The sequence below is a fragment of the Lysobacter arseniciresistens ZS79 genome, assembly GCF_000768335.1.
Lineage (GTDB): Bacteria > Pseudomonadota > Gammaproteobacteria > Xanthomonadales > Xanthomonadaceae > Novilysobacter > Novilysobacter arseniciresistens.
On the sequence record NZ_AVPT01000034.1, the window covers coordinates 1 to 26,850 of the forward strand.

Below are 26,850 nucleotides of genomic sequence, written 5' to 3' on the forward strand. Positions count from 1 at the left end.
CGCGGCACCGCGAAGAAGGGCGCCCGCAAGACACTCGGCAAGGTCGCGCCGAAGTACCGCGACCCGTCCAACGCGGAAAACACCTGGACCGGCCGTGGCAAGCAGCCGCGCTGGCTCGCCGCCTACACCGGCGAAGGCCGCAACCTGGAAGAGTTCCTGATCAAGTAAGCCGTCCACGGTTGCAGACGGAAACGCCGGCTTCGCGCCGGCGTTTTTCGTTTCGGGCACCCGCTGTAGGGTCAGAGATTGCGCCGCGACGGCAGCAGCAGGTTGCCGAACAGCAGCCCGGCGATCAGCGCCAGCAGGATATTCAGCACCGCCAGCACCGCGACCTGTCCTGCATTCACGTCCTGCTGCTGGATCAGGTTGAGCAGGCCGCGCAGGCTGGCGCTGCCGGGCACCAGCAGGATGATGCCCGGCACCCGCACGATCGCGCCGGGGCGCTGGAACCAGCGCGCGTAGCCGTTGCCGGCCGCGGTCATCACCAGCGCCGACAGGAAGATTCCCGCGCCGGCGCCCCATGCGGCGCCGGCGAAGCGCGAAATCAGGTATCCCGCCGCGGCCGACAGGATCACCGCCGGATAATCACGCCAGGCCGCGCGGAACAGCACCGCGAACGCCAGCGAGGCCGCCGCCAGCGCCAGCCACTCCATCCACGCCGGCTGCGGACGCAGCGCGCGCACCTCCGGCGCCAGCCCGATCAGGTTGGCGACGTACAGCGCGATCGCCGTGCCAAGCGCGAGTTTCAGCACGGTCATGATCGCGCCGGCGAACCGCGCGGTGCCGGAAACCAGGTGCTGGCTGGCCAGTTCGTTCATCGCGTTGGTCAGCGTCAGGCCCGGCAGCAGCACGATCAGCGAGCAGATGATCACCGTGTTCTGGTTCAGCGGCGCGACGTAGCTGGCCACCAGCACCGCGACCAGCGAGGCGATCAGCGCCAGCAGCGCGTCGGAAGCCTCGCGCAGGCGCGGCCGGGTTTCGCCGAGCTGGGTCAGCACACCGATCAGCACGCCGTTGAAACCGGCAATCGCGATGTCCAGCCACGGCAGCCGCAGCAGGCCGCCGATCGCCGCGGCGACGAGGCCGAAACCGAGCACCTGCATTGCCCGCCAATTGCGGGTCGGCGGCCGGTCGAGCGCCGCCATCGCCTCGAACGCCTGGGCGAGGTCGAGCTCGCCGGCGATCACCGCCTCGGCGATGCGGTCGGTCTCGGCCAGTTTGTAGAGGTCGTTGTCGCCGGGCGGCAGGCGCACCACGCGGGTGGTGTCGCTGGCGCCGGGCAGCCGCTGCGGGTCGCTGAAGCTCAGGATCAGCGCGGTCGGGCTGGACCACGGCTCGCACTCCAGACGCAGGCGTTCGGCCACCATCAGCAGCGCCGCCTCCAGCCGCTGCGCGGTGGTGCCGTACAGGTGCAGCCGCTCGGCCAGCTCCACCATGAAGGCGATGCGGTCGGCGTAGCTGGCGTTGGTGAGCGGGATCGGGCTGGACACCACGGTGGGCGCGGCCGGCACCGCAGAGGGGGACGGGTTCGTCATCGGCAAAGGATCGCACGTGGCGACGGCGTGTCGACACGTCGACCACACCCGGCTGTATCCTGCGGCGACGAGGCCCCATGACCGCACCCGCCCCGCAGCCACCACGCATCGAGACCGATGACCGCGAGCCCGGTCGCCTGCGGCTGCGCGGGCAATGGACGCTGGAGCACGCCAGCGCCCTGACCGACGCGCTCAAGGGCGCCGGCACCGGTGCCGCCCTGCTCGATGCGCGCCAGGTCGAGCGGCTCGATTCCCTCGGCGTGCTGCAGCTGCTGCGCTTCTGCGACGTGCGCGGGCTTGGCGCGGACTGCATCGAGGTGCGCGACGACCATCGCGCCCTGGTCGATGCGATCGAGGACGTCGCCGACGGCCGCCCGCGCGGCAAGCGCGAGTACGGCGTGGCGGCGGCGCTGGCCCGGCTCGGGTTCGCGGTCACCGACAACTGGAAGAAATTCCTCGCCCTGCTCGGTTTCTTCGGCGAGGTGCTGGTCAAGATGCTGCGGATGGTGAAGGAGCCCTCGCGCTTCCGGCCGACCTCGACCGTCTTCCACATGGAGCAGGTCGGCCTCGACGCGGTGCCGCTGGTGGCGCTGCTGTGCTACCTGGTCGGCGCGGTGGTCGCCTTCCTCGGCGCCAACGTGCTGCGCGACTTCGGCGCGACGATCTTCGTGGTCGAACTGGTCAGCATCGCGTTCCTGCGCGAGTTCGGCGTGCTGCTGACCGCGATCATCCTCGCCGGCCGCACCGCCAGCGCGTTCACCGCCCAGATCGGCGCGATGGTCAGCCGCGAGGAAGTCGACGCGATGCGCACGCTCGGGCTCGACCCGGTCGACCAGCTGGTGATCCCGCGCGTGCTGGCGCTGCTGGTGATGCTGCCGCTGCTGACCTTCATCGCCGACATCTTCGGCCTGCTCGGAGGCCTCACGGTCGGCGCCTACGGGCTCGACATCCCGCCGCCGCAGTACCTCGGGCGGATGCAGGACACGATGGAGCTGCGCCATTTCTGGGTCGGGCTGGTCAAGGCGCCGGTGTTCGCGCTGGTGATCGCCCTGATCGGCTGTCTGGAGGGGCTGCAGGTCAAGGGCACGGCACAGTCGGTCGGCGAGCGGACCACGTCGAGCGTGGTGCAGGCGATCTCGCTGGTGATCATCCTCGACGCGTTCGCCGCGATCTGGTTCATGGAGATGGACTTCTGATGCACGCCGCCGCCACCGCCACCAGCGCGACACAGGCCGACATGGCCGGCGCGGGCGAACCGGTCGTCAGCGTGCGCGGGCTGGTCAACCGCTTCGGCGAGCAGGTCGTGCACGACGGCCTCGACCTCGACGTGATGCGCGGCGAGATCCTCGGCGTGGTCGGCGGCTCGGGCACCGGCAAATCGGTGCTGATGCGCTCGATCCTCGGCCTGCGCCAGCCCAACGACGGCCGCATCGAGGTGCTCGGGATCGACGCCCGCAGCGACGACGAAGACGACCGCCGGCTGATCGAGCGCAGCACCGGCGTGCTGTTCCAGGACGGCGCGCTGTTCTCGTCGCTGACCGTCGGCGAGAACGTGCAGGTGCCGCTGAAGGAGCACCACCCGGACCTCGCCGATTCGCTGCGCTACGAACTCGCGCTGTTGAAGGTGAAACTGGCCGGGCTGCCGGCCGACGCGCTCGACAAGCTGCCCTCGCAGTTGTCCGGCGGCATGCGCAAACGCGCCGGCGTCGCCCGTGCGCTGGCGCTGGACCCGCCGTTGCTGTTCCTCGACGAGCCCACCGCCGGCCTCGACCCGATCGGCGCGGCCGCCTTCGACCACCTGATCCGTACCCTGCAGCAGGCGCTCGGGCTGACCGTGTTCCTCATCACCCACGACCTCGACACCCTTTACGCTATCTGCGACCGGGTCGCGGTGCTGGCCGACCGCAGGGTGATCGCCTGCGCGCCGCTGGCCGAGGTCGAACAACTCGACCACCCGTGGGTGCGGGAGTACTTCCACGGCCCGCGCGCCCGCGCCGCCCGGCAGGCGCGCGACCGCAACGACTCGGGCGATGGCGACGCGGACGCCGGCCCCGGCGCCGAACCGACGAGCGAGGCAAGCCACTGATGGAAACCAAGGCCAACTACGTCCTGATCGGTGCGTTCACGATCATCGTCTCGCTGTTCCTGCTGCTGTTCGCGTTGTGGGCGGCCAAGTACTCCTCCGAGAAGAGTTGGCAGGAGTACATGGTGGTGTTCAACGAGCCGGTCACCGGCCTGACCGAAGGCAGCAGCGTGCAGTACAACGGCATATCGGTCGGCACCGTGCAGAAGCTCAGCCTCGCCCCCGACGACCCGCGCCGGGTCCGCGCGTTGCTGCGGTTGCAGGCGCGCGCGCCGGTCAAGACCGACACCCGCGCCAAGATGTCGATGACCGGCATCACCGGCAGCCCGATCATCCAGCTCACCGGCGGCGAGCCGTCCAGCCCGATGCTGGTCGACGTCGACCAGCGCCCGATCCCGGTGATCCAGACCGAGCCGTCGGCGCTGCAGAACATCGCTGACACCGCCAACCGGCTCGTCGCCCGGCTCGACCAGGTGCTCAGCGAGGAAAACGTGGAGCGGGTGGCGCAGACGCTTGAGAACATCGAGCAGCTGACCGGTTCGATCGCCGACCAGCGCGAGGACCTGCGCGCGCTGGTGGTCAACGCGCGCGAATCCAGCGAGCACCTCAAGGCGACCCTCGCGCGCACCGAGAAGATCACCGCCGACGTCGACCGCGAGCTGGTGCAGAAGCTGCCGGCGCTGGTCGACAAGCTCGACCACACCCTGTCCGAGCTCGACTCGGCCGCCGCCGGCGCCAACGGCATCCTCAACGAGAACCGCGCCGCGATCAGCAGCTTCGCCAATGACGGCCTGGCCCAGCTCGGCCCGACCCTGGGCGAGCTGCGCGCGCTGGTGCAGGACCTGCGCCGGATCAGCGACCGCCTCGACAACAACCCCGCCCGCTACCTGCTCGGCCGCGATGCGCCGAAGGAGTTCGAGCCCGAATGAACGGTCCCGCCGATACCCCCCGGCCCCTCCGGCCGAGTCGCCCGGCACCGCTGGCGGCGCGACGTGCGAAGCCACGCGACACCACCGCGGTACGCAACACCCTGCGGATGCCGGCGGTGCTGGCGCTTGTTCTGGCGGTCGCCGGCTGCTCGCTGCTCGGCGGCGGCTCGAAGGAGCGCGCCACCATCTACGCCCCCGACCCGCGCGTGCAGGCAGCCGCGGACTGGCCGAGTGTGGACTGGCAGCTGTCGATGTCGCGCGCAACCGCCTCGCGCATGACCGACAGCCTGCGGATCACGGTGCGGCCGCAGGGCAACGAACTGCAGGTCTACAAGGGCGCCAGCTGGGCCAAGGTGCCGGCGGACATGGTCGAGGACGCGATCCTGCGCGCGCTGGAGGATTCCGGCCGGATCCCGGCCGTGGCCCGGCAGGGCAGCGGGATTAGCGCCGACTACAAACTCGTGCTCGACCTGCGCCGGTTCGAGTCCGACTACACCGCCGGCGGCGGCGTGCCGCGCTCGACCATCGAGGTCAACGCCAAGCTGCTGCACGCCCCCGACCAGGAAGTCGTCGCCGCGCGGACCTTCCTGCAGGCCGTGCCGGCCGCGACCACCGGCGTCGAGGACGTGGTCGCCGCGTTCGAATCGGGCCTGGGCACGCTGGCCGGCGACGTCGCCGGCTGGGTCCTGGCCAGCGGCGACGCGCACGGCCGCGAGCATCGCTGAGCCGACCCGACAGCGCCGCAGGCTCCTGCAGGAGCGGCTTCAGCCGCAATCACCCTGCGCCCCTCGTAGGAGCGACGTGAGTCGCGACCCACTGGAAATGGGCGGCGCTGCGATCCACGCGATGGCGCGGTCGTGCGACCGGGGTGCGCGTTGATCGATGAGGACCGTTTGCCAGTGGGTCGCGACTCACGTCGCTCCTACCGCGAGGCACCCCAGACACCCGGTCCCACACACCGGAAGGTCAGGTTGATCCGTTCCCCCACCACCTTCGCCGTCCGCGGCAACGCGTGCCGGTAGTTGCGCTGGGTGTCACCCGACATCACCAGCAGGCTCCCGGGCGGCAGGTCGAGCGCGAGTCGCCGCGCCGGGTCGCGCCGGTGTTTCAGCACGAACCGCCGCGTCGCCCCGAGGCTCACCGAAGCAATCACCGGCGCCGGCCCCAGCTCCGGCTCGTCGTCGCTGTGCCAGCCCATCGAATCGCGGCCGCCGCGGTAGAGATTCGCCAGCACACTGTTGAAACCGGTGCCCAGCTCGCGTTCCAGCCGCCCGCGCAACTCGGCCAGGCGCGCCGGCCACGGGTGCGGCTCGAACCGCGCCCCCGAGTACCGGTACACAGCCTCGCGATCGCCGATCCAGCAACTCAGCCGAGGACTGTCGACCTCGCGGCCGAACAGCCGGATCCGGTGCACTTCCCACGGCACCGCCGCGCGCAACTCGCCGAACAGCGCCGCCGCCTCACCGGCCGGCAGCCATTCGCGGTCGAATCCCAGTTGCGCACCCTCCAGCGGCAGTGGTCGCAGCGACATGCGGGCGACGCTAGCACGGGTTCCCGCCGCGTACGGCGAAGCGCCGTTGGAGCGGCTTCACCCGCAATCGGACAACCATTCGCCCGCGCCGACTCAAAAATCGCGGTTGACGCCGCGCGCAAAAAGCAAAAGAGCCCGCAAATCAGCGGCCAGCTGGAATTCCATAGAACACCTCAGTCAGCGCCGAACAGGTCCCGGCTGTACACCTTGTCGGCCACGTCGCGGATCTCGTCGGTGATCCGGTTGGCGACGATCACGTCGGCCGCACGCTTGAAGTCGGCCAGGTCGTTGACCACGCGCGAGTTGAAGAATTCCGGCTCGCCCAGCACCGGTTCGTGGACGATCACCTCGATGCCCTTCGCCTTGATCCGCTTCATCACCCCCTGGATGCTGGAGGCGCGGAAGTTGTCGGAGCCGGCCTTCATCACCAGCCGGTAGATGCCGACCACCTTCGGCTTGCGGCGGATGACCTCCTCGGCGATGAAATCCTTGCGCGTGGTGTTGGAGTCGACGATCGCGCGGATCAGGTTCTGCGGCACGTCCTCGTAGTTGGCCAGCAGCTGCCGGGTGTCCTTCGGCAGGCAATAACCGCCGTAGCCGAACGACGGGTTGTTGTAGTGGTTGCCGACGCGCGGGTCGAGCCCGACACCCTCGATGATCTGGCGGGTGTCCAGCCCGTGGCGCGCCGCGTAGGTGTCCAGCTCGTTGAAGAACGCAACCCGCATCGCCAGGTAGGTGTTGGCGAACAGCTTGATCGCCTCGGCCTCGGTCGAGTCGGTGAACAGTACGGGGACGTCCTGCCGGATCGCGCCCTGCTGCAGCAGCCCGGCAAAGACCTCCGCGCGCGCCGAGCGTTCGCCGACGATGATGCGCGATGGGTACAGGTTGTCATGCAGCGCCCGGCCCTCGCGCAGGAACTCGGGCGAGAAGATGATGTTGTCGACGCCGAAGCGCTGGCGGGCCTCCGCGGTGAAGCCGACCGGTACCGTCGACTTGATGACCATCGTTGCCGAGGGGTTGATCGCCAAGACATCGGCGATGACGGATTCGACCGAGCCGGTGTTGAAGTAGTTGGTGGCCGGGTCGTAGTCGGTCGGCGTCGCGATGACGACGAAGTCGGCGTCCGCGTAAGCCTCGCGCTTGTCCAGAGTTGCGCGCAGCTTGAGGGGCTCCCCCGCGAGGTACTGCTCGATTTCCGCATCCTCGATTGGCGACTGCCGTCGGTTGAGAAGGTCGACCTTGGCGGGATCGATATCCAGCGCGACGACTTCATTGTGCTGTGCGAACAGGACGGCGTTCGACAGGCCTACGTAGCCGGTGCCGGCTATGGCGATCTTCATGTACTTCCTTTCACGGGCGGGATCCGACCTATGCCCTCTCAGAAGGGCCGCGAAGGTCTCAGTTTACAAGCGAGACGCCGGTCTTCCCGCGCAACTCGTCCTCGCCGACGTCCGGCGCCAGCTCGACCAGCTTCAGCCCCTCAGGCGTCACATCCATCACCCCAAGGTCGGTGATGATCCGGCTGACCACGCCCACGCCGGTCAGCGGCAACGTGCATTCGGGCAGGATCTTGGAATCGCCGGTCTTGGTGCAGTGCTCCATCAACACCACCACGCGCTTGACACCGGCGACCAGGTCCATCGCCCCGCCCATGCCCTTGACCATCTTGCCCGGCACCATCCAATTGGCCAGGTCGCCCTTGTCGGTGACTTCCATCGCGCCGAGGATCGCCAGGTCGATGTGGCCGCCGCGGATCATCGCGAAGGAATCGTGGCTGCCGAAATAGCTGGCCCCCGCGCGCGCGGTCACCGTCTGCTTGCCGGCGTTGATCAGGTCGGCGTCGAGCTCCTCCTCGGTCGGGAACGGGCCGATGCCCAGCAGGCCGTTCTCCGACTGCAGCCAGACGTCCACGCCGTCAGGGATGTAGTTCGCCACCAGCGTAGGCAGGCCGATGCCGAGATTGACGTAGGCACCGTCGGTGAGTTCCTGCGCGGCGCGCTGCGCCATCTGCTCGCGGGTCCAGGCCATTACTTGCTCCTCACGGTGCGTTGTTCGATGCGCTTCTCGGGGCTCGGGTTGTGCACGATGCGGTCGACGTAGATGCCTGGCAGGTGCACGTGGTCAGGATCGATCGCGCCGACCTCGACGACCTCTCCCACCTCGGCGATGCAGACCTTCCCTGCCATCGCGCAAGCCGGATTGAAGTTGCGCGCGGTCTTGCGGAAAACGAGGTTTCCGGCCTTGTCGGCCTTCCACGCTTTGACCAGCGAGACATCGGCGACCAGCGCGGTCTCCATCACGTAGTGCTCGCCGTCGAACTCGCGGGTCTCCTTGCCCTCCGCCACCACGGTGCCGTAGCCGGTGGCGGTGAAGAACGCCGGGATCCCCGCGCCGCCGGCGCGCAGGCGCTCGGCCAGGGTGCCCTGCGGGTTGAACTCCAGCTCCAGCTCGCCGGCCAGGAACTGGCGCTCGAACTCCTTGTTCTCGCCCACGTAGGACGAAATCATCTTGCGGATCTGGCGCGTGCCGAGCAGCTGGCCGAGCCCGAAACCGTCGACGCCGGCGTTGTTGGAGATCGCGGTCAGGCCCTTCACGCCCGAGTCGCGCAGCGCCGCGATCAGCGCCTCGGGAATGCCGCACAAGCCGAAACCGCCGACCGCAAGGGTCTGGCCGTCGGCGACGACGCCATCCAGCGCCGTCTTCGCGTCGGGGTAGAGCTTGCTCTTGGCGCCGCCGGCTGCGGGCGGCGCAACGGGGGTCTGGGCCATCGTGGACAACTCCATTGCGGGATCGGCCAAGTCTAGCCCGGCCGCCATGCCGGACCGAAGCGTACGTTCGGGCAATGGGGTGGCTTACGGGCCGAGCGTGCGCTCCACCACCTGGTCCGCCAGCCGCTCTGCGGTATCGCCCGTCGTTTCAAGCACGAGATCCGCATCCACCGGCGGCTGGTACGGCGAGCCGATACCGGTTAAGTTCGGCAGCTTCCCGGCCCGCGCTTTGGCGTAAAGCCCCTTGACGTCGCGCTGCTCGGCAACCTCCAGCGGCGTGTCGACGAACACCTCGATGAACTCGCCGTCGGCGAACATCTCCCGCGCCATCCGCCGCTCGGCGCGGAACGGCGAGATGAAGCTGACCAGCACGATTAAGCCGGCATCGACCATCAGCTTGGCCACCTCGGCGACGCGGCGGATGTTCTCGACCCGGTCCTCGTCAGTGAATCCAAGGTCCTTGTTGAGCCCGTGGCGGATGTTGTCGCCGTCGAGGATGTAGGTGTGCTGCCCCATCGCGTGCAGCTTCTTCTCGACCAGGTTGGCGATGGTCGACTTGCCCGAGCCGGACAGACCGGTGAACCAGACGCAGCGCGGCGTCTGGTGCTTGATCTTCGCGCGCGCGGCCTTGTCGACGTCGACGTGCTGCCAGTGGATGTTGCCGGCCCGGCGCAGGGCGAAGTCGAGCGTGCCGGCGGCGACGGTGCCGTTGGTCTGGCGGTCGATCAGGATGAAGGCGCCGAGGTCGCGGTTGTCGTCGTATTTCTCGAACGCCACCGGCTGGTCCAGGTACAGGTTGACCTGGGCGACCTCGTTGAGCTCCAGGTGCTTGGCCGCCAGCTCCTCCTGGGTGTTCACGTCGACCTTGTGCTTGATCTCGGTGACCTGCGCGCCGACGGTACGGCTGCCGATCTTGAGCCAGTAGGGGCGGCCGGGCAGCAACGGCTGCTCGCCCAGCCACAGCAGGTGGGCGGCGAACTGGTCGGCCACCTCGGCGGGGCTGGAGGCGGCGGCGATGACGTCGCCGCGGCTGGCGTCGATCTCGTCGACGAGGGTGAGGGTAACGGCCTGCCCCTCGATCGCGCGTTCCAGATCGCCGTCGGCGGTGACGATCGCCTTGACCTTGGAGCGCTGGCCGGACGGCAGCACCGCGATTTCGTCCCCGACGGCCACCGCGCCGGCCACCAGGGTGCCGGCAAAGCCGCGGAAGTTCTGGTTGGGGCGGCACACCCACTGCACCGGCAGGCGGAAGCCGCGGTTGCCGGCCTCGCGGGCCACGTCCACGGTTTCCAGGTGCTCCAGCAGGGTCGGGCCGTCGTACCACGGGGTCGCGTCCGACTTCGCCAGCATGTTGTCGCCGCGCAGGGCCGACAGCGGGATCGCGGTGACGTTGGGAATGCCGAGCTGCTCGGCAAGCTCCGCATAGCCGGCGGCGATGTCGTCGAAGACCTTCCGGTCGTAGTCGACGACATCCATCTTGTTCACCGCCAGCACCACGTGGCGGATGCCCAGCAGCGACAGGATGTAGCTGTGGCGGCGGGTCTGGGTCAGCAGACCCTTGCGGGCGTCGACCAGCACGATGGCGAGGTCGGCGGTCGAGGCGCCGGTCGCCATGTTGCGGGTGTACTGCTCGTGGCCCGGGCAGTCGGCGACGATGAACTTGCGCCGGTCGGTGCCGAAGAAGCGGTAGGCGACGTCGATGGTGATGCCCTGCTCGCGCTCGGCGGCGAGGCCGTCGACCAGCAGGGCGAAGTCGATCTCGCCGTTCTGGGTGCCGTGGCGCTTGCTGTCGGCCTCCAGCGCGGCCAGCTGGTCGTCCAGCAGCAGCTTGGTGTCGTGCAGCAGGCGGCCGATCAGGGTGCTCTTGCCGTCGTCGACGCTGCCGCAGGTGATGAAACGCAGCAGGCTCTTGGTCTCGTGCTGTTGCAGGTAGGCGGCGACGGCCGCACGGGCGTTCGTGCTCATGGCATCCATCAGAAGTAGCCCTCCTGCTTCTTCTTCTCCATCGAGGCAGTGGGGTCGTGGTCGATCACGCGGCCTTGGCGCTCGGACGTGGTCGAGACCAGCATCTCGGCGATGATCGCCTCCAGGGTCTCGGCGTCGGATTCGATCGCGCCGGTCAGCGGGTAGCAGCCGAGGGTGCGGAAGCGGACTTTCTTCATCTGCGGCTTCTCGCCGGGGCGCAGCGGCAGCCGATCGTCATCGACCATGATCAGCGCGCCCTCGCGTTCCACCACCGGGCGCGGCTTGGCGAAATACAGCGACGGCACCGGGATGTTCTCGCGGAAGATGTACAGCCACACGTCCAGCTCGGTCCAGTTGGAGATCGGGAACACCCGCACCGATTCGCCCTTGTGGATGCGGGTGTTGTAGAGGTTCCACAGCTCCGGGCGCTGGTTCTTCGGGTCCCAGCGGTGCTGCTCGTTGCGGAAGCTGAAGATGCGCTCCTTGGCGCGGGACTTCTCCTCGTCGCGGCGGGCACCGCCGATCGCGGCGTCGAAACCCCACTTGTCCAGCGCCTGCTTGAGCGCCTGGGTCTTCATCACGTCGGTGTGGACGGTGGCGCCGTGGGTGACCGGGCCGATGCCCTGCGCCAGGCCATCCGGGTTGGTGTGGGTGCGCAGCTCGACCCCGGTCTCCTTCGCGCGCCGGTCGCGGAAGGCGATCATTTCGCCGAACTTCCACGTGGTGTCCACGTGCAGCAGCGGTATCGGCGGGCGCGCCGGGTAGAAGGCCTTGACCAGCAGGTGCAGCAGCACCGAGCTGTCCTTGCCGACCGAGTACATCATCACCGGGTTCTGGAACTCCGATGCCACCTCGCGGAGGATGTGGATGCTTTCGGCTTCGAGGCGGTCGAGGTGGGAGAGCGTTTGCGAGTCCAGCATGGCGAGCGTGTTGGAGGAGGGATATTGGACGAAACGAGCAGTCGGCTTACGGATGCTGTGTACTAGATTCCGCAGGTGAGTTTTACTTTGTAGTTCGACCACCCACTCGCCACACCTATTTCGTTACCGGAGAGTTGGGCACTGGCGGTTGCTTGACTCACCCACAGGGAGGCGGATCTAACGGCGCGCCCAGCAGTGGGCATAGCTGAAACCGTGAGGTTGACGCGCGATGGTGGCCATACTTCGCGTCACCATCGCCAGACGCGAGGTGATGGATCATCATCATGCCTAGTTAGGCCGCTGTGGAAAGAATGTCGCGTACTGAATACATAACCAGCCTCCGCCATGAGGCCGGCAAAGTTGCGGCTGCGTTAGGAATCCCCCCCGTGCATTGGGCCCGCCATTTGGCGCCCCGCCCCCAAACCCGCGACAATCCACGGTCAGCAAGCAGGAGCCCGCCATGACCGACCCGACCACCGCCCCCGAAGCCGAACGCGACGTGATGGAGTACGACGTCGTCATCGTCGGCGCCGGCCCGGCCGGGCTGTCGGCGGCGATCCGCCTCAAGCAGCTGGACGCCGACACCAGCGTCTGCGTGATCGAGAAATCCTCGACCATCGGCGCCCACATCCTGTCCGGCGCGGTGATCGAGACCGGCCCGCTCGACGCCCTGCTGCCGGGTTGGCGCGACAACCCGCCGCCGATCTGCATCCCGGCCATCGAGGACGAATTCTGGCTGCTCACCCGCGACGGCGGCCGCAAGCTGCCGATGGTGCCGCCGGGCATGGACAACCACGGCAACGTCATCGTCAGCCTCGGCGCGATGTGCGCCTGGATGGCGCCGCAGGCCGAGGCGCTGGGCGTGGAGATCTACCCCGGCTTCGCCGCCGACTCCACCCTGCACGACGCCGACGGCAAGGTCATCGGCGTGCGCATCGGCGACATGGGCGTGGCGAAGGACGGCAGCCACAAGCCCGGCTACACCCAGGGCATCGACATCCGCGCGAAGGTGACCGTGCTCGCCGAGGGTGCGCGCGGCCACCTCACCAAGCGCCTGGTCAAGCGCTTCGGGCTCGACGCCGACAGCGACCCGCAGGGCTACTCGATCGGCATCAAGGAGTTGTGGCAGGTCCCGGAGGAGCGCACCAGCCCCGGCAAGATCGTCCACAGCTTCGGCTGGCCGGCCGACAACGCCACCTACGGCGGCAGCTTCCTGTACCACCTCGACAAGGGCCGGATCGCGCTGGGCTACGTCAGCGGGCTCGACTACAAGGACCCGCAGTACAAGCCGTGGGAGGCCTTCCAGCAGTGGAAGCACCACCCCACGGTGAAGCCCCTGCTGGAAGGCGGCGAGATCATTTCCGCCGGCGCGCGTGCGATCGTCACCGGCGGCTGGCAGTCGCTGCCGAAAGTCGAGATGCCCGGCGCCCTGCTGATCGGCGACACCGCCGGCCTGCTCAACGTGCCCAAGATCAAGGGCACCCACCAGGCGATCCGCAGCGGCATGCTCGCCGCCGAACACCTGGTCGCGACTTCGCTGGACCCGGCGGGCTTCGACGCGAAGCTGCGCGGCTCCGACGCGATGGCCGAGCTGCGCAAGGTCCGCAACATCAAGCCCGGCTTCAAGAAGGGCCTGTGGATGGGCATGCTCAACGCCGCCTGGGAAACCGTCACCGGCGGCCGCTCGCCGTGGACGCTGAAGAACAAACCCGACTGGTGCAGCCTCGAGAAGATCGGCGAGTACGAGTCGCCCAAGCGCGACTACGTCACCCGGAGCCTTCCTCCGCGCGACCGCCTCGCCGGCGTCTATTTCGCCGCCACCGAGCACGACGAGGACCAGCCGGTGCACCTCAAGGTCGCCGACACCGACATCTGCGTGACCCGCTGCACCGAGGAGTACGACAACCCCTGCACCCGGTTCTGCCCGGCCGGCGTGTACGAGATCGTCGAGGACGAGGCCGAGGGCCGGCGCCTGCAGATCAACGCCGCCAACTGCGTGCACTGCAAGACCTGCGACATCAAGGACCCGTACGAGATCATCACCTGGGTGACGCCGGAAGGCGGCTCGGGGCCGAATTACCAGAACCTGTGACAGGAGGGCGATCTCGCGTGTCACTTAATGGCATGACGTTCGGCCTGCTGCGCCGCGTGTTCCGGTGTCTGCCTATCCCACAGAAACATCGGGATAGACTGCGTAACTGGTTCTTCGCGACGGCCCCTTCCATAAGGCCTTCCGTCGCGATCGGCAAGCCTCCACGGACTACGGCTCACCGGGCGATCGCTCGTGCGGATTCCCCGGCGATCGGCCACGTAGCCAGTTCCGCCTTACCACTCCCCAACCCGTTGCCTGCAACGCTAGTTGCCTTTTATCTACCGCAGTTTCATCGCATACGGGAAAACGACGCCTGGTGGGGTAGGGGTTTCACCGAGTGGCGAAATGTCGCCCGCGCACTTCCACAGTTCGAGGGCCACACACAGCCGCGCGCGCCAGGTGACCTGGGCTTCTACGATCTTCGTGACGGCGAAACCATGCGGGAACAGGCTGCGCTTGCCCACCAATACGGCATCGGCGCGTTCTGCTTTTATTACTATTGGTTCCAGGGCCGCACTCTGCTTGAATCACCGGTAGAAAATTGGCTCAACGATTCCTCGATAACACTTCCCTACTGCTTGTGCTGGGCAAACGAAAGCTGGTCGAGACGTTGGGATGGACGCCCGGGCGATATACTCGTCGAGCAGTCTCATGACCCTGATGATGATATAGCATTCATTTCGCACGTCGCTCGATACCTGCGAGACCCAAGGTACCTGCGCGTCGATGGTCTTCCTCTCCTGTTGATCTATCGCGCTGAACTCTTGCCGGATCCACAAGGGTCGTCCTCGCGCTGGCGCAAGTGGTGCAATGACAACGGTATCGGCCCCATCACTCTCGCATGCGTCCAAAGCTTCGAGAGATTCGACCCCCGCCAGATCGGATTTGATGCTGCGGTCGAATTTCCTCCCAACCTGTCGTCCCCTCCAGATATCACTGCCCGACAAAGACTCATCAATCCGAACTTTTCGGGTCAAGTACTAGACTGGCGCCAGCTCCCGTCAGAGTACTGCGGGCGGCCGATTCCTCCGTACCGTCTTTTCCCGGCAGTAAACTGCGGATGGGATAACGAACCTCGACGCCCGGGCAGGGGCCGAGTTTATCTCCATGCCTCACCCCGGAAATACCGGGACTGGCTGTTCCGCACCGTGCAGGATCGCCTCGGCAACGTGAAGCCGACGGACAGACTTGTGTTTGTCAACGCTTGGAACGAATGGGCGGAGGGCGCGATCCTGGAGCCCGACATGAGGTTGGGTCATGCGTGGCTTCACGCAACACGCGAGGCTTTGATCAAGGCGGGGGAGCCTGTGGAGATCCCTCTCAACCGACCTTGTGTTGTCGTGCACGCCTGGGACCCTGTTGTTTTCGACGAAATCCTCTCGGTGATCACCAGCGCCGAGTTGACTTGCCGACTTGTCGTGACCACGAGTACTCATCTCGCGGCGCGGATGCAAGATGTGCTGAATCAACGTGGCATGACGGCTGAACTCGTAGCAGGAGAGAATCGCGGTCGCGATGTACTTCCGTTCCTTCATGTGGCCGATCGTTTGCTCCATGAAGGCGAGGACATAGTGCTGAAGCTCCACACCAAGCAGTCAACACATCGCGAGGATGGAGCAATCTGGCGACGAGAGCTGCTCTCCCGCCTACTCGCTCCCGAGCGCGCGTCAGGGATATTCCATGCGTTCGGGAGTGACGACGGAATCGGCATGGTCGCACCCGAGGGTCATATCCAGCCACTAGAGCTATATTGGGGCGCCAATCAGGAACGAGTTGAGTATCTGGCGACGCGGATTGGAATCCCGGCGCCGCGAGTACACTCTGATACCTTCGTTGCGGGAAGCATGTTCTGGGTCCGGCTGGAAGCCCTTCGTCCCTTGCTGGATGCCCATCTCGACCCGTGGGAGTTCGAGTCCGAATCCGGCCAAGTTGATGGCACGGCAGCACATGCGATCGAACGTCTGTTCTCGCTTTGCGTACGCGCCAGCGGCCATCAGGTGCTGGATGCGGCCACGGTTTGCGGCCAAGCCGCTATTAATGACGTTGGGCGCTATCGCTACGCCAAGAAGGGCTGCGACCAGTAAGCGGCCGCAGCCCTTGAAGGTGTCATGAGCGTCCGTAGACGTCTTCGAGGCGGACGATATCATCCTCGCCGAGATAACTACCCGACTGCACTTCGATTAATTCGACAGGTTCGGTACCGCGATTCCGGAGCCGGTGGACACTGCCAAGCGGTATGAAAGTACTCTCATTCTCGTGCAGATCGAACACGCGGTCATCACAGGTTACTTCTGCTACGCCGGATACGACCACCCAGTGCTCCGCACGCTTGTGGTGCTTTTGAAGACTCAGTGACGCACCTGGCTTCACCTCGATTCGCTTCACCTGAAACCGCGCGCCCATGTCGATGGAGTCATAGTTGCCCCATGGTCGATACACTTTGCGATGGAAAAGGTGTTCCTGCCTACCCGCGTCCTTCAGGTGCTCGACCACACGCTTGACGTCCTGTACCCGATCTTTGCGAGCTACCAAGGTAGCGTCTGGGGTATCGACGATCACAAGATCGTCGACCCCTATCGTCGCGATAAGGCGCCGCTCGGAAGCGCGCACCAAGCTCCCTGTTGTGTCGATCGAAATGACATCTCCCTCGTGGAAGTTCCCTTGGTCATCGCGATGGGCTACTGACCACAGTGACGACCAGGAGCCGATGTCGCTCCAACCGCAACTTACGGGCACCAACGCCGCCCGCTCCGTTCTTTCCATGACTGCGTAGTCGATGGAATCACTCGGACTCGACAGAAATTCATCCTTGCCGACCCGAATGAAGTCCAGGTCACCCTCCGCCACCGCGTAGGCAGCCTTGGCCGCTGCCAGGATCTTCGGCGCCTGCAACTCAAGCTCCTCCAGATACGCTTGGGCCCTAAACAGGAACATCCCCGAGTTCCACGCGTAGGTACCGTCCGAGACGTAGGATTCAGCGGTCACAAGATCGGGCTTCTCTACGAATCGTCCGACGCGATAACCTTCGTTCTCCAGTGGCTCTCCTCGCGCGATGTAGCCGTAACCCGTCTCGGCGTAATCCGGATGGATCCCGAAGGTGACCAACCAACCGTCCTTTGCGAGGGCGCCGGCGCGCTCTACGGCAGTCCTGAAGGCGCTTTCATCTTCGATCAAGTGATCGGCGGGCATCACCAGCATGGTTGCATCTGGATCCGACGCAAGCACGTGCAACGCTGCAATTGCTATTGCCGGCGCCGTGTTGCGCGCCGCCGGCTCCAACAGGATGCCACCATTGGGCACACCGATCTCCTGCAACTGCTCACCGACCATGAAACGGTGCCCATCCGAGCAAACCGTGACCGGCGGCTGCATCCCCGGAAGGGCGCCCGCGCGCAGGACGGTTTCCTGAAACAAGGAGCGATCACCCACGAGCGCCAGGAATTGCTTGGGCTGGTTGTGACGCGAGAGCGGCCACAGGCGGGATCCGCTGCCACCACTTAGAACGACCGGATGAAGCATTCGACACCGGATCCTGGGTTGTGAAAGGGCGCTCAGGATAGCCGATCGTCCAGCCCTCCACCGAGCAGTCCGCAAGACACGATGCCCTAGAATCCCTCCCCCGTCCTGCAGGCGCGTCCATGAGAACAACTTTCGATGCACTCCCGGATGCGGCGTTCGGCATCGTCCACACGATGGCGCGCGACGCTGCGCGTGCTGTGGTAGCGAGCCGCGGTGCGCAGGTGCTTTCGTGGGTGTGCCGCGACAAGGAGCGTCTGTTCGTCAGCAAGCGAGCACTATCCGGCGCCGGGCAGGCCATACGCGGCGGGGTACCCGTCATATTTCCGCAGTTCGCTGATGCGGGCAGCGGGCCGCGACACGGGTTCGCGCGGTTGCTGCAATGGTCTCCCCTGCCGACCCTGAACCGTTCAGACTCTGCGGGTCTACGCTTTCAACTGTGCGCCAGTGACGACACGAGAAAGACCTTTCCGTACGAATTCCGCGCCGAGCTTGATGTCACAGTGGCGGGCGATGACCTCTGTGTATCACTCCGGGTTGAGAATCTGGACCGGTTGGATTTCTCCTTCACCACAGCGCTTCATACCTACCTGCGAGTGGCGGATGTCACCCGTACGCGGCTCTACGGCTTGGAAGGGATGGAGTTTCTTGACTCCACAAACGGAGGTCGACGTGAACCCGCATCCGGGAAGCCCATCCAGTTCGATGGGGAGATCGATCGGATTTATCCCGAAGCGCGCGGTGAGTTGTCGTTGAGTGACGGCGCCGACGTTGTCCGCATTCAGTCCAAAGGATTCACCGATACGGTTGTCTGGAACCCCGGCCGGACCTTGGCGAGCCGTATGACGGATCTTGGGGAAGATCAGTTCGACCAGTTCGTTTGCGTGGAATCGGGCTCAGTTGCCGCACCGCAGGTGATCCCGCCGGGTGACAGTTGGCGAGGCACTCAACGCCTAACGATCATCCCGGGTCGGTGACAAACCCAGCGCCTGCAGAGGGGGCTTCCGGACACGAGGCGTCCACCCTCAGAGCACCCTCGGCTAGAATGGCGCGCTATCGGCGTGATGCCACACAACACTGCAGGAAACCCCACAACGATGAAGATCCTCGTCGGATACAAGCGCGTGGTGGACTACAACGTCCGCATCCAGGTCAAGCCGGATGGTTCCGGCGTGGTCACCGATGGCGTCAAGCTGTCGGCCAACCCGTTCGACGAGATCGCGCTGGAAGAGGCGTTGCGCTTGCGCGACAAGGGCATCGCCACCGAGGTGGTGGTCGCCACGATCGCGCCTGCCGATGCCCAAGCCCACCTGCGCAACGGCTTGGCGATGGGTGCCAACCGCGCCATCCACGTCGTCACCGACGCCGGCCAGGAGATCCAGCCGCTGACCGCCGCGCGCACCTTTCTCAAGTTGATCGAGAAGGAGCAGCCGGACCTGGTGATCCTCGGCAAGCAGGCGATCGACGATGACGCCAACCAGACCGGCCAGATGCTGGCGACGATCTGGGGCCGCCCGCAGGCGACCTTCGCGTCCAAGCTCGAGGTTGCCGACGGCAAGGCCACCGTCACCCGTGAGGTCGACGCCGGCCTTGAGACGCTGGAAGTCGACCTGCCGGCCGTGGTCACCACCGACCTGCGCCTCAACGAGCCCCGCTTCATCAAGCTGCCCGACATCATGAAGGCCAAGAGCAAGCCGCTGGAAGCGATCCCGTTTGCCGACCTCGGCGTGGAGGCCGGCAAAGGACTTAAGACCACCGCCTACGCACCGCCGCCCAAGCGCAGCAAGGGCGTGATGGTGAAGGACGCGGCCGAACTGGTCGCCGCACTCAAGCAGAAGGGGCTCCTCTGATGTCCAAGGTCCTGATCGTCGCCGAGCACCTCGACGGCAAGCTCAATGCCTCCACCGCCAAGTGCGTGACCGCCGCGCAGGCACTGTCGCCCGAAGCCATCGACATTGTCGTGCTGGCTGCCAACCCGGCCGCCGTTGCCGCCGAGGCCGCGCAGATCGATGGCGTCGCCCGCGTGCTGACCGTCACCGATGAAGCCAACGCGCAGGCCGTGGCCCAGGTGCTCGCACCGCAGGTGGCGAAGCTGGCCGACGGATACAGCCATGTGTTCGGCCCCTCCACCACCTTCGGCAAGGACCTGATGCCGTGCGTAGCCGCCCTGCTGGGCGTACCGCAAGTGAGTGACGTGATGTCGGTGGAGGGCAGCCATACCTTCAAGCGCCCGATCTATGCCGGCAACGCCATCATCACTGTCGAAGCACCTGCCGACAGCACCGTGGTCGCCACCGTGCGCACGGCGTCGTGGTCCGAGGCCGGCAAGGGTGGCAGCGCGCCGGTAGAAGCCGCGGATGTGCAGGCTGAGCTGCCGACCCACAGCCGTTTCATCGGCCTCGCGGCAGGTTCGTCCGACCGCCCCGACCTGCAGAGCGCCAAGCGCGTAGTGTCCGGCGGCCGCGGCTTGGGTTCTGAAGAGAACTTCAAGATCATTTACGACTTCGCCGACAAGATTGGTGCGGCCGTAGGCGCTTCCCGCGCCGCGGTCGACGCCGGTTACGTACCCAACGAGATGCAGGTCGGCCAGACTGGCAAGATCATTGCCCCCGAGCTCTACATTGCCGTGGGCATCTCTGGCGCGATCCAGCACCTCACGGGCATCAAGGACGCCGGCACTATCGTGGCAATCAACAAGGACGCGGATGCGGCAATCTTCGAGATCGCGGATATCGGCCTCGCGGGTGACCTGTTCAAGGTGCTGCCGGAGCTGGAAAACGCTCTCGGCTGAGAGCACCTCCCATAGCTGAAGCCCGCTGAAACAAGGCGAGGCACAGGGCCCCTAGACCCACACGACGGACATCATGAACAAGCTTCCTACGCCACTCTCTTGCTTCAAGGCCTACGACGTCCGTGGCCGGGTCCCCGACGAATTGAACGAAGACCTAGCACGGCGGATCGGCCAAGCCACCGCGCAACGGCTAGACCCTGGCCCCGTTGTACTCGGTCGCGATGTCCGTCTGACGAGCCCTGCGCTGCAGGCGGCGCTGGCTGAAGGCCTCAACCTGGCTGGCCGGGATGTCATTGACATCGGCCTGTGCGGCACCGAGGAGGTCTATTTCCAGACCGCCCACCTCAAAGCGGCCGGCGGCATCATGGTGACCGCCAGCCACAACCCGGTGGATTACAACGGCTTGAAGCTGGTGCGTGAAGACGCCCGGCCCATCAGTGGCGACTCGGGGCTGAACGCCATCCGCGATGCTGCTGCTCTCGGGATCTTCGAGCCGGCCGCCGAGCCGGGCACGGTGGGCGCGGCGACCGACAAGACCGCCTACATCGAGCACCTGCTGGGTTATGTCGATCGATCCACGCTCAAGCCGCTGAAGATCGTAACCAACCCGGGCAATGGCAGCGCCGGCATCATCATCGACCAACTCACACCGCACCTGCCGTTCGAGTTCATCCGCATCCAACACGACCCGGACGGTCGATTCCCCAACGGTATTCCCAATCCATTGCTGCCGGAAAACCGTGCCGCCACCACGGAAGCGGTCATCGCCCACGGTGCTGACTTCGGAATCGCGTGGGACGGCGACTTCGACCGTTGTTTTTTCTTTGACCATAACGGCCGCTTCATCGAAGGCTACTACCTGGTCGGCCTGCTCGCGCAGGCCATGCTGGCGACGCACCCGGGTGAAAAAATCATCCACGACCCGCGGTTGACGTGGAACACGATCGAGATGGTGATCACCGCCGGGGGCGTCCCGGTGCAAAGCAAGACCGGACATGCCTTCATCAAGGAGCGGATGCGAGCGGAGGACGCGGTGTATGGCGGCGAGATGAGCGCGCACCACTACTTTCGCGACTTCGCCTACTGTGATTCGGGCATGATTCCGTGGCTGTTGGTTGCCGGCTTGATCTCGCAAACGGGCACTTCCCTTGCCAAGATGGTCGAAGCCCGGGTGGATGCGTTTCCGTGCAGCGGCGAGATCAATTTCAAGGTTGCCGATCCAAAGTCCAAAGTCGCGCAGGTGGTCGCGCACTACGCGGCGTTGGATCCGACTATCGATCACACCGACGGAGTCGGAGCCGATTTTGGCGACTGGCGCTTCAATCTCCGAAGCTCGAATACCGAGCCATTACTGCGCTTGAACGTGGAGGCCAGAGGCGGCATTGCTACGCTGACTGCGAGAACCAATGAAATTTCAAATATCATAATCAGAGGCGAAACTCACAGCTCTATGGCGCCGTGCGCGACTCCAGAGGTCGTACCGTGAAAGCCTTTAGAATGTCTTATCTATCAGGCTATTGGAATTGAACGCACGCTCAACCATCCAGAAGAAAGAAACAGGCAGATTCGATTGAAACCACCTCTCTTGTTCGTTTCAAGAAAATGGCCGCCGGCAGTAGGCGGAATGGAAACGTACTCTGTAGAGCTCGCCAAGAGTCTTGATGAGCACTACGACATCAAGCGGATCGTGTTGCCCGGAAAAGACAACGGACATACGCCTGGTATCTTCTCGTACCTTGTATTTGTCCTTCGGATCATGGGATTCTGCCTGCTTTACGGTCGCCGCTATCCTCGCGTGATTTTTTGCGACTTACTACTCTTTCCGGCCGCCCTCTGTCATTGGCTGGTTTCGCGCAGATCGCGGCGTGTGTTGGTTGTCTATGGACTCGACTTGGTTTTCCATCGTCGCTCCGGGGCACTTCCAGTTATGTACGGACTCTACTTCCGCACATTCAAGAAATGCCAAGGTGTTTTTAGCGCGGTGGTCGCCATATCTCGCTATACCGCCAGACTGGCAACAGATGCTGGTCTTGGCAACGTGACTGTCATAAACCCCTGCCTTCCAAACAATACTCTAACTCGTCACAATGCCGGAACAAGTGAGGTTCCAAGGGCGTGGACGGCGGTCGGCGATCGCAAGCGAGTCCTTTACTTTGGAAGATTGATCCCAAGAAAGGGTTCATTATGGTTTGCACAGTCGGTTCTACCAAAATTACGCTCCGATGCAATCCTCTTCATCGCCGGGCAGACGCCCGACGCTAGTTATCATATGCAACTCGAGCAGTGCGCACATACGCATCTCCTCGGCCGGGTTGACTCCGACCTACTCGCCGTTTTGATAGCACAAGCCGACGTTGTTGTAATGCCAAACATAGCCACGCCGGATGCCGTTGATGTCGAAGGGTTCGGGCTTGCCGCCGTGGAGGCCACCTCCTTAGGCGGCGTACTTCTGGCCTCGAACATCGACGGCATTGCTGATGCAGTCATTGATGGCTCGACCGGCTTGCTTGTTCCACCGGGCGATGCGGTCCAATGGGCGACGTTTGTTGATAAAGCACTCTCTCGGCCTGCATCCGAAGTTTCAGTATTTCGTAAACACGCCGCGGCTACAACAAGGACGCGCTATTCACGAGCTAGCCAATCGGCTGCGTTTGTCCGCTTGCTCTCGGCGAATCCCTCATGAACGTATTGCCTCCTGACGACCAACATCCCCGCACTTCGGGTCAGAAGCGCCTGCCACATGCTGTGCTTGATCGAGACAGCCGCATTCTGAAGGCGAAGAAGATAATTGCCATCGTAGGGCAGGAACGATTTTTTCAAGCGCGGCGAATTCTGGAAGTCGGCTGTGGCTCCGGCGTTATTTCAAGCACGCTTTCCAGTCTCGGCTCGGTTGATCTAGAGATTGATGGTGTCGATATCGTGGACAGCCGAATCGAAAAGTCTGGATATACTTTCCAGCTGATTGGTGGCACCAGCTTGCCCTTCCCCGATGACTATTTCGACATCGTAATTACCAATCACGTCATCGAGCACGTCGGAGATGAGGTCGCGCAAAATCAGCATCTTCAGGAAATTGGCCGTGTAGTCAGCCCGAGCGGCATCGTTTACCTCGCTGTACCCAACAAATGGCGACTGATCGAGCCCCATTATCGACTTCCTCTTCTCAGCTGGCTTCCGCGCCGTTTCAGCGACCGTTATATCCGGCTTACCCGGCGAGGCAGCCATTACGATTGCCTCCCACTGAGTCATTCGAAGGCACGGGAGCTGTTCGAGGCATCCGCTTTTTCCAGCCGAGATGTTACCTGCGAGGCAATGCGAAGGATCATCGAGATTGAACACCCTAGCTCATTTGCACAGTGGGTAAACCGACTTACTCCCAACTGGGCACTTCGCATGTTCCTGCCCGTGATCCCCACGTTCATTTTCCTGCTACACCCCGAGAAATAATGAAGCGCTGGGTAACTTGGCTGGGCGTGCTCATCAGCATCGCCTGCGCGGTCTATTTCGCCGGCACTGTTGCTACCCACTGGCGGTCGCTGGCACAGATCCCAACCCACTCGGGTGTCATTGCCGCCATGGGAGTTGCCTCCTTGATTTATATGGCCAGCTATATGGTGAGCGCACGGGCCTGGCAACTTTCGATCTTGTCGCTGTCCGGGGTGGTTCCCTACGTGGGAGCCGCACGCATGTTGATGTTGTCCCAGTTTGCAAAGTATTTGCCGGGCAACGTGGGGCACCATGTTGGCCGTGTGCTTCTGGCCCGGAACGCCGGCCTGTCCAATGAAGTCATCGTTGGGAGCATGTTGATCGACACCGCTCTGGTGGTACTGGCCGGCGCGGTATGCAGTGCCCCCGCGTTGGCTCTGTTGCAGAAGGTCCTGGAAGATCGCGGCGTCGACGGATTAAAAACCGTTGTATTAGTCATCTGTGTTTTTGCGCTGCTTCTGACCGCATCAGCGGCCATTCCGTATGTCCGCGCGAAGATCCGCAACCTTTCCAGCCTTGTCTCAACCCCGACTTTTGGACTGCTGGTAAAGGCGTGGGCTTGCCACTGCTTAACCTTCATCTTGGGCGTGGCCGTACTGTATCTACTAATGGGTGCTGTGACGGAAACCCCCGACGCATTGCCCGACGCCAGCCGATTCCCTGAGGTGCTTGGGGTATACGCCGCCGCATGGCTTCTTGGCTTCCTCATGCCGGGCGCTCCCGCAGGGCTCGGCGTTCGCGAAGTCGTGCTCTTATTGGGACTGACGCCCCTTGTGGGTGGCCCCGCTGGCATGGCGATGGCGGCACTGCTGCGCTTGGTGACCACCGCCGGCGACGGTATAGCGTTCCTTGTAGGTGTTGGACTCCGCAGAAGCCACAAGCAACAGCCGTCATTGAGGGATGCCGGAGAATGACAATAGCTACCGCCCGCGGCCAGTATGACGATTCTCCGAGCAACCACAGCCGGAAAGGGAGGATTCTCGAGCTGGATGCGGTAAGGGGCATCGCAGCCTTGGGCGTGGTTGTCTACCACTACGGCGCACACTTTGGATCCCGTCCGTTTGATGCACTCTTGTATCCGTTCTACAACGCGGGATTTCTTCTGGTAGATTTTTTCTTTGTGGTTTCCGGTGGACGACTCCGCACTGTTGTCACCGACCACTTTTCTTCCTACATCGCCGTGGTCCTGGGCGTCTCGGCGTTAACACACAGCTATGTGGAACTGCCCGCCCAACGCGGCGTTTTCAGCCTGATCGACGGCCGTAGAATCGCCAAGTCATGGAAAGGACGAGTACAGTGAAGCTAATCATCCAAATCCCCTGCCTAAATGAATCAGGTACGCTTGGCATTGCACTGGCGGAACTGCCTCGTGAGGTCGAGGGATTCGACGTCGTTGAATGGCTGATCATCGACGATGGCTCTACCGACAATACAGCCGAGCTCGCCAAGCAGCTTGGCGTCGACCACGTCATTCGACATCCCGTCAATAGAGGCCTAGCAACTGCCTTTATGACCGGCTTGGATGCTTGCCTTCGCCTCGGCGCAGACGTCATCGTCAACACTGATGCCGACAATCAATACGAGGCGTCCGACATTCCCCATCTGACGGCTCCGATCATTTCCGGACAAGCGGACATGGTCATCGGTGCGCGGCCCATCGATGAGACAGACCACTTTTCCTGGCTCAAGAAGAAGCTGCAGCGGCTAGGTAGTTGGGCCGTGAGGGTGGCCAGCAAAACCGATGTCGAGGACGCGCCTAGCGGGTTCCGAGCCATTTCGCGAGAAACCGCCATGCGGTTGAACGTATTCAACGCCTACACCTACACCTTGGAGACGATCATCCAAGCCGGCGTGAGCAATCTTCGCATCAAGTCGGTCCCCGTCAGAACCAACGCGGACTTGCGTCCATCCCGTTTGGTGAAGAGCATTTCCAGCTACGTTCGTCGCTCCCTGGTGACGATCCTCCGGATATTCGTCATCTACCGGCCTATGGCGTTCTTTTTTTGGCCCGGTCTTGTCCTGTGCTCAATTGGCGGCGTGGCGGCACTTCGGTTTCTCTACTTCTACTTCGCGACGGGGGACGGTGCAGGACACGTGCAGTCTCTTGTACTCGGGGCACTCTGCATAATTCTTGGCTCCATGATGTTCATGGTTGCGCTGCTTGCGGACATTATCACCGCCAACCGCAAACTCCTTGAACGGATCTCTCTGAGAGTTCAGCGTATGGAGCACTCCATCAACAGGGAGTGTGAGCTTCCTCCGATCGCGGTACCACCGGTCACTGGCTGACGGACTCTACCTGGCTTGGGCTGGTACGACCCGGGGCAAGTCATTACCCCCAATAGAAATGCCCACATCTCGCGATGTGGGCTTCCGGGTCAGATTACTACAGTGATCAGCGAAGCCGTTCGACCTGATACGCCTGCAGAGTCACTTTTGCACCCTTCGGCGCCAAGACACGCACCTCGAGATCCCGCGCCGGCTCGGTCAGCGTGAACTCAAAGGGTGGAATGCTCCCGACCTCGTCGAGTTCGGTCATGGCGTGGGTCGTCTTTCCCTTATTCGACACCACGTCTACCTGGACTTTCTGTTCAACGGGTAGTTCGTCGATGTTTCCGACGAACGACACCGAATAGGTTCCTGCATGGAAGGCGACATAGGGTCCGTACAACAGGAAACCGACTTTTCCATTGTTGACCAGCCGACCGTCGACAAGCTCACCGGTCATGGTGTTGTGCTCATCTTTGTCGAACTGGCGCCGCAGTTCGTCCACGGCGGGAAGCACACCCGGAGTCGCCGGCGCGGCTGGCGCGTCAGCGGCGGGCATATTCGCGGCGAGTTGTACAGACTGCTCTCGTGGCTCACAAGCTACGAGGAGGACACCCACAGTCCCGACAATGCCCAATCGAGCAAGAAAATTCATTTCATTCTCCAGATGGTGTTTCGTTGAGGACAATAGATTCCAAGGTGCCGCCAGACCCTTTGATCGGGTCAGAGTCATGGACCGCTGGGGCCCTTGGTTGCGACGAAAGGACAGGTTTGTGGGAAAAGCGTACTCGACTGCTCCTGCTATATGGCGGTAGCCGGAGGTGAGAGCATAGCCCTCAACGGCCAACTTGTAGGCGCCCCGAACTCGGCGGCGACTCTCTACACCCCCGACCGGAGTCGGTAGTTGACCTGCACTTCTTAGGCTCAACTTCCAAGTGGGGTTCACCCCCGTTTTCACGGACACTT

Annotated in this window: 25 protein-coding genes; 16 read left to right on the top strand and 9 right to left on the bottom strand. The window is 64.0% G+C overall.

Annotation, left to right across the window (positions count from 1 at the left end; translation table 11 throughout):
* Positions 1–168 (top strand): H-NS histone family protein (locus N799_RS12435; protein WP_036213062.1); only part of this gene is annotated, 168 nt, incomplete at its 5' end.
* 71 nt (positions 169–239) lie between these two features.
* On the opposite strand, the gene N799_RS12440 is transcribed toward N799_RS12435, so the two are convergent.
* Complete coding sequence (locus N799_RS12440) at positions 240–1,535, bottom strand: threonine/serine exporter family protein (RefSeq protein WP_036213065.1); 1,296 nt, start codon at positions 1,533–1,535, stop codon at positions 240–242.
* 77 nt (positions 1,536–1,612) lie between these two features.
* Between N799_RS12440 and N799_RS12445 the strand changes: the two genes are divergently transcribed.
* The 4 genes from N799_RS12445 to N799_RS12460 all read left to right on the top strand — a co-directional run bounded on the left by N799_RS12445 (position 1,613) and on the right by N799_RS12460 (position 5,272).
* Positions 1,613–2,731, top strand: coding sequence for an ABC transporter permease (locus N799_RS12445; protein ID WP_036213067.1), 1,119 nt, complete (start codon positions 1,613–1,615; stop codon positions 2,729–2,731).
* A gap of 41 nt (positions 2,732–2,772) precedes the next feature.
* Positions 2,773–3,621, top strand: coding sequence for an ABC transporter ATP-binding protein (locus N799_RS12450; RefSeq protein ID WP_052101538.1), 849 nt, complete (start codon positions 2,773–2,775; stop codon positions 3,619–3,621).
* Positions 3,621–4,547 carry an MlaD family protein gene (locus N799_RS12455; protein WP_036213070.1) on the top strand — a complete coding sequence of 309 codons (927 nt, stop codon included), beginning with the start codon at positions 3,621–3,623 and terminating at the stop codon, positions 4,545–4,547. Before N799_RS12450 ends, N799_RS12455 begins: the two co-directional genes overlap by 1 nt.
* A 107-nt stretch (positions 4,548–4,654) precedes the next feature.
* Entirely contained in the window at positions 4,655–5,272 is a 618-nt protein-coding gene (locus N799_RS12460) for an ABC-type transport auxiliary lipoprotein family protein (RefSeq protein WP_036213073.1), read from the top strand.
* Between the two features lie 197 nt (positions 5,273–5,469).
* Here the strand turns inward: N799_RS12460 and N799_RS12465 are convergent, their stop codons facing one another.
* The 6 genes from N799_RS12465 to cysD form a co-directional block, all read right to left on the bottom strand.
* Positions 5,470–6,078 carry an alpha-ketoglutarate-dependent dioxygenase AlkB family protein gene (locus N799_RS12465; protein WP_036213075.1) on the bottom strand — a complete coding sequence of 203 codons (609 nt, stop codon included), beginning with the start codon at positions 6,076–6,078 and terminating at the stop codon, positions 5,470–5,472.
* Between the two features lie 173 nt (positions 6,079–6,251).
* A complete protein-coding gene (locus tag N799_RS12470) occupies positions 6,252–7,418 on the bottom strand; it encodes a nucleotide sugar dehydrogenase (RefSeq protein ID WP_036213078.1) in 1,167 nt (388 codons plus the stop codon).
* A gap of 58 nt (positions 7,419–7,476) precedes the next feature.
* Positions 7,477–8,106 (bottom strand): CoA transferase subunit B, encoded by a 630-nt coding sequence (locus N799_RS12475; protein WP_036213080.1) that lies wholly within the window; start codon positions 8,104–8,106, stop codon positions 7,477–7,479.
* Positions 8,106–8,846 carry a CoA transferase subunit A gene (locus N799_RS12480; RefSeq protein ID WP_036213113.1) on the bottom strand — a complete coding sequence of 247 codons (741 nt, stop codon included), beginning with the start codon at positions 8,844–8,846 and terminating at the stop codon, positions 8,106–8,108. Before N799_RS12480 ends, N799_RS12475 begins: the two co-directional genes overlap by 1 nt.
* A gap of 84 nt (positions 8,847–8,930) precedes the next feature.
* On the bottom strand, positions 8,931–10,811 hold the full coding sequence (gene cysN / locus N799_RS12485; RefSeq protein WP_238978964.1) for a sulfate adenylyltransferase subunit CysN: 1,881 nt from the start codon (positions 10,809–10,811) through the stop codon (positions 8,931–8,933).
* An 8-nt stretch (positions 10,812–10,819) separates the two neighbouring features.
* Positions 10,820–11,785: a sulfate adenylyltransferase subunit CysD gene (cysD, locus tag N799_RS12490; RefSeq protein ID WP_338038930.1), complete on the bottom strand. Its 966-nt coding sequence runs from the start codon at positions 11,783–11,785 to the stop codon at positions 10,820–10,822.
* Between the two features lie 406 nt (positions 11,786–12,191).
* Here cysD and N799_RS12495 point away from each other — a divergent pair, with 406 nt between their 5' ends.
* The gene (locus N799_RS12495; RefSeq protein WP_036213089.1) at positions 12,192–13,823 is read left to right on the top strand and encodes an electron transfer flavoprotein-ubiquinone oxidoreductase; all 1,632 of its coding nucleotides are present in this window, start codon (positions 12,192–12,194) and stop codon (positions 13,821–13,823) included.
* A 32-nt stretch (positions 13,824–13,855) separates the two neighbouring features.
* Positions 13,856–15,907 (top strand): glycoside hydrolase family 99-like domain-containing protein, encoded by a 2,052-nt coding sequence (locus tag N799_RS14915; RefSeq protein WP_081975016.1) that lies wholly within the window; start codon positions 13,856–13,858, stop codon positions 15,905–15,907.
* A 22-nt stretch (positions 15,908–15,929) separates the two neighbouring features.
* Here the strand turns inward: N799_RS14915 and N799_RS12505 are convergent, their stop codons facing one another.
* A complete protein-coding gene (locus N799_RS12505) occupies positions 15,930–17,342 on the bottom strand; it encodes a mannose-1-phosphate guanylyltransferase/mannose-6-phosphate isomerase (protein ID WP_036213095.1) in 1,413 nt (470 codons plus the stop codon).
* A 119-nt stretch (positions 17,343–17,461) separates the two neighbouring features.
* On the opposite strand from N799_RS12505, the gene N799_RS14920 reads away from it, so the two are divergent.
* The 9 genes from N799_RS14920 to N799_RS12530 all read left to right on the top strand — a co-directional run bounded on the left by N799_RS14920 (position 17,462) and on the right by N799_RS12530 (position 25,905).
* Positions 17,462–18,316, top strand: a complete 855-nt coding sequence (locus N799_RS14920) for a D-hexose-6-phosphate mutarotase (protein ID WP_081975017.1) — start codon at positions 17,462–17,464, stop codon at positions 18,314–18,316.
* Between the two features lie 120 nt (positions 18,317–18,436).
* Positions 18,437–19,189, top strand: coding sequence for an electron transfer flavoprotein subunit beta/FixA family protein (locus N799_RS12510; protein ID WP_036213098.1), 753 nt, complete (start codon positions 18,437–18,439; stop codon positions 19,187–19,189).
* Positions 19,189–20,130 carry an electron transfer flavoprotein subunit alpha/FixB family protein gene (locus N799_RS12515; RefSeq protein ID WP_036213100.1) on the top strand — a complete coding sequence of 314 codons (942 nt, stop codon included), beginning with the start codon at positions 19,189–19,191 and terminating at the stop codon, positions 20,128–20,130. Before N799_RS12510 ends, N799_RS12515 begins: the two co-directional genes overlap by 1 nt.
* Before the next feature lie 73 nt (positions 20,131–20,203).
* Positions 20,204–21,616, top strand: a complete 1,413-nt coding sequence (locus tag N799_RS12520) for a phosphohexomutase domain-containing protein (protein ID WP_052101536.1) — start codon at positions 20,204–20,206, stop codon at positions 21,614–21,616.
* Between the two features lie 84 nt (positions 21,617–21,700).
* Entirely contained in the window at positions 21,701–22,813 is a 1,113-nt protein-coding gene (locus N799_RS14925; protein ID WP_152597959.1) for a glycosyltransferase family 4 protein, read from the top strand.
* Entirely contained in the window at positions 22,810–23,577 is a 768-nt protein-coding gene (locus N799_RS14930; RefSeq protein WP_081975019.1) for a class I SAM-dependent methyltransferase, read from the top strand. Before N799_RS14925 ends, N799_RS14930 begins: the two co-directional genes overlap by 4 nt.
* On the top strand, positions 23,577–24,530 hold the full coding sequence (locus tag N799_RS12525; protein ID WP_036213103.1) for a lysylphosphatidylglycerol synthase domain-containing protein: 954 nt from the start codon (positions 23,577–23,579) through the stop codon (positions 24,528–24,530). Before N799_RS14930 ends, N799_RS12525 begins: the two co-directional genes overlap by 1 nt.
* Positions 24,527–24,916 carry an acyltransferase family protein gene (locus N799_RS15475; RefSeq protein ID WP_152597960.1) on the top strand — a complete coding sequence of 130 codons (390 nt, stop codon included), beginning with the start codon at positions 24,527–24,529 and terminating at the stop codon, positions 24,914–24,916. The genes N799_RS12525 and N799_RS15475 overlap by 4 nt, the downstream gene beginning before the upstream one ends.
* Entirely contained in the window at positions 24,913–25,905 is a 993-nt protein-coding gene (locus N799_RS12530; protein ID WP_036213118.1) for a glycosyltransferase family 2 protein, read from the top strand. The genes N799_RS15475 and N799_RS12530 overlap by 4 nt, the downstream gene beginning before the upstream one ends.
* A gap of 106 nt (positions 25,906–26,011) precedes the next feature.
* Here N799_RS12530 and N799_RS15480 read toward each other — a convergent pair whose 3' ends face one another.
* Positions 26,012–26,539 (bottom strand): hypothetical protein, encoded by a 528-nt coding sequence (locus N799_RS15480; protein WP_152597961.1) that lies wholly within the window; start codon positions 26,537–26,539, stop codon positions 26,012–26,014.
* Between the last annotated feature and the right edge of the window lie 311 nt (positions 26,540–26,850).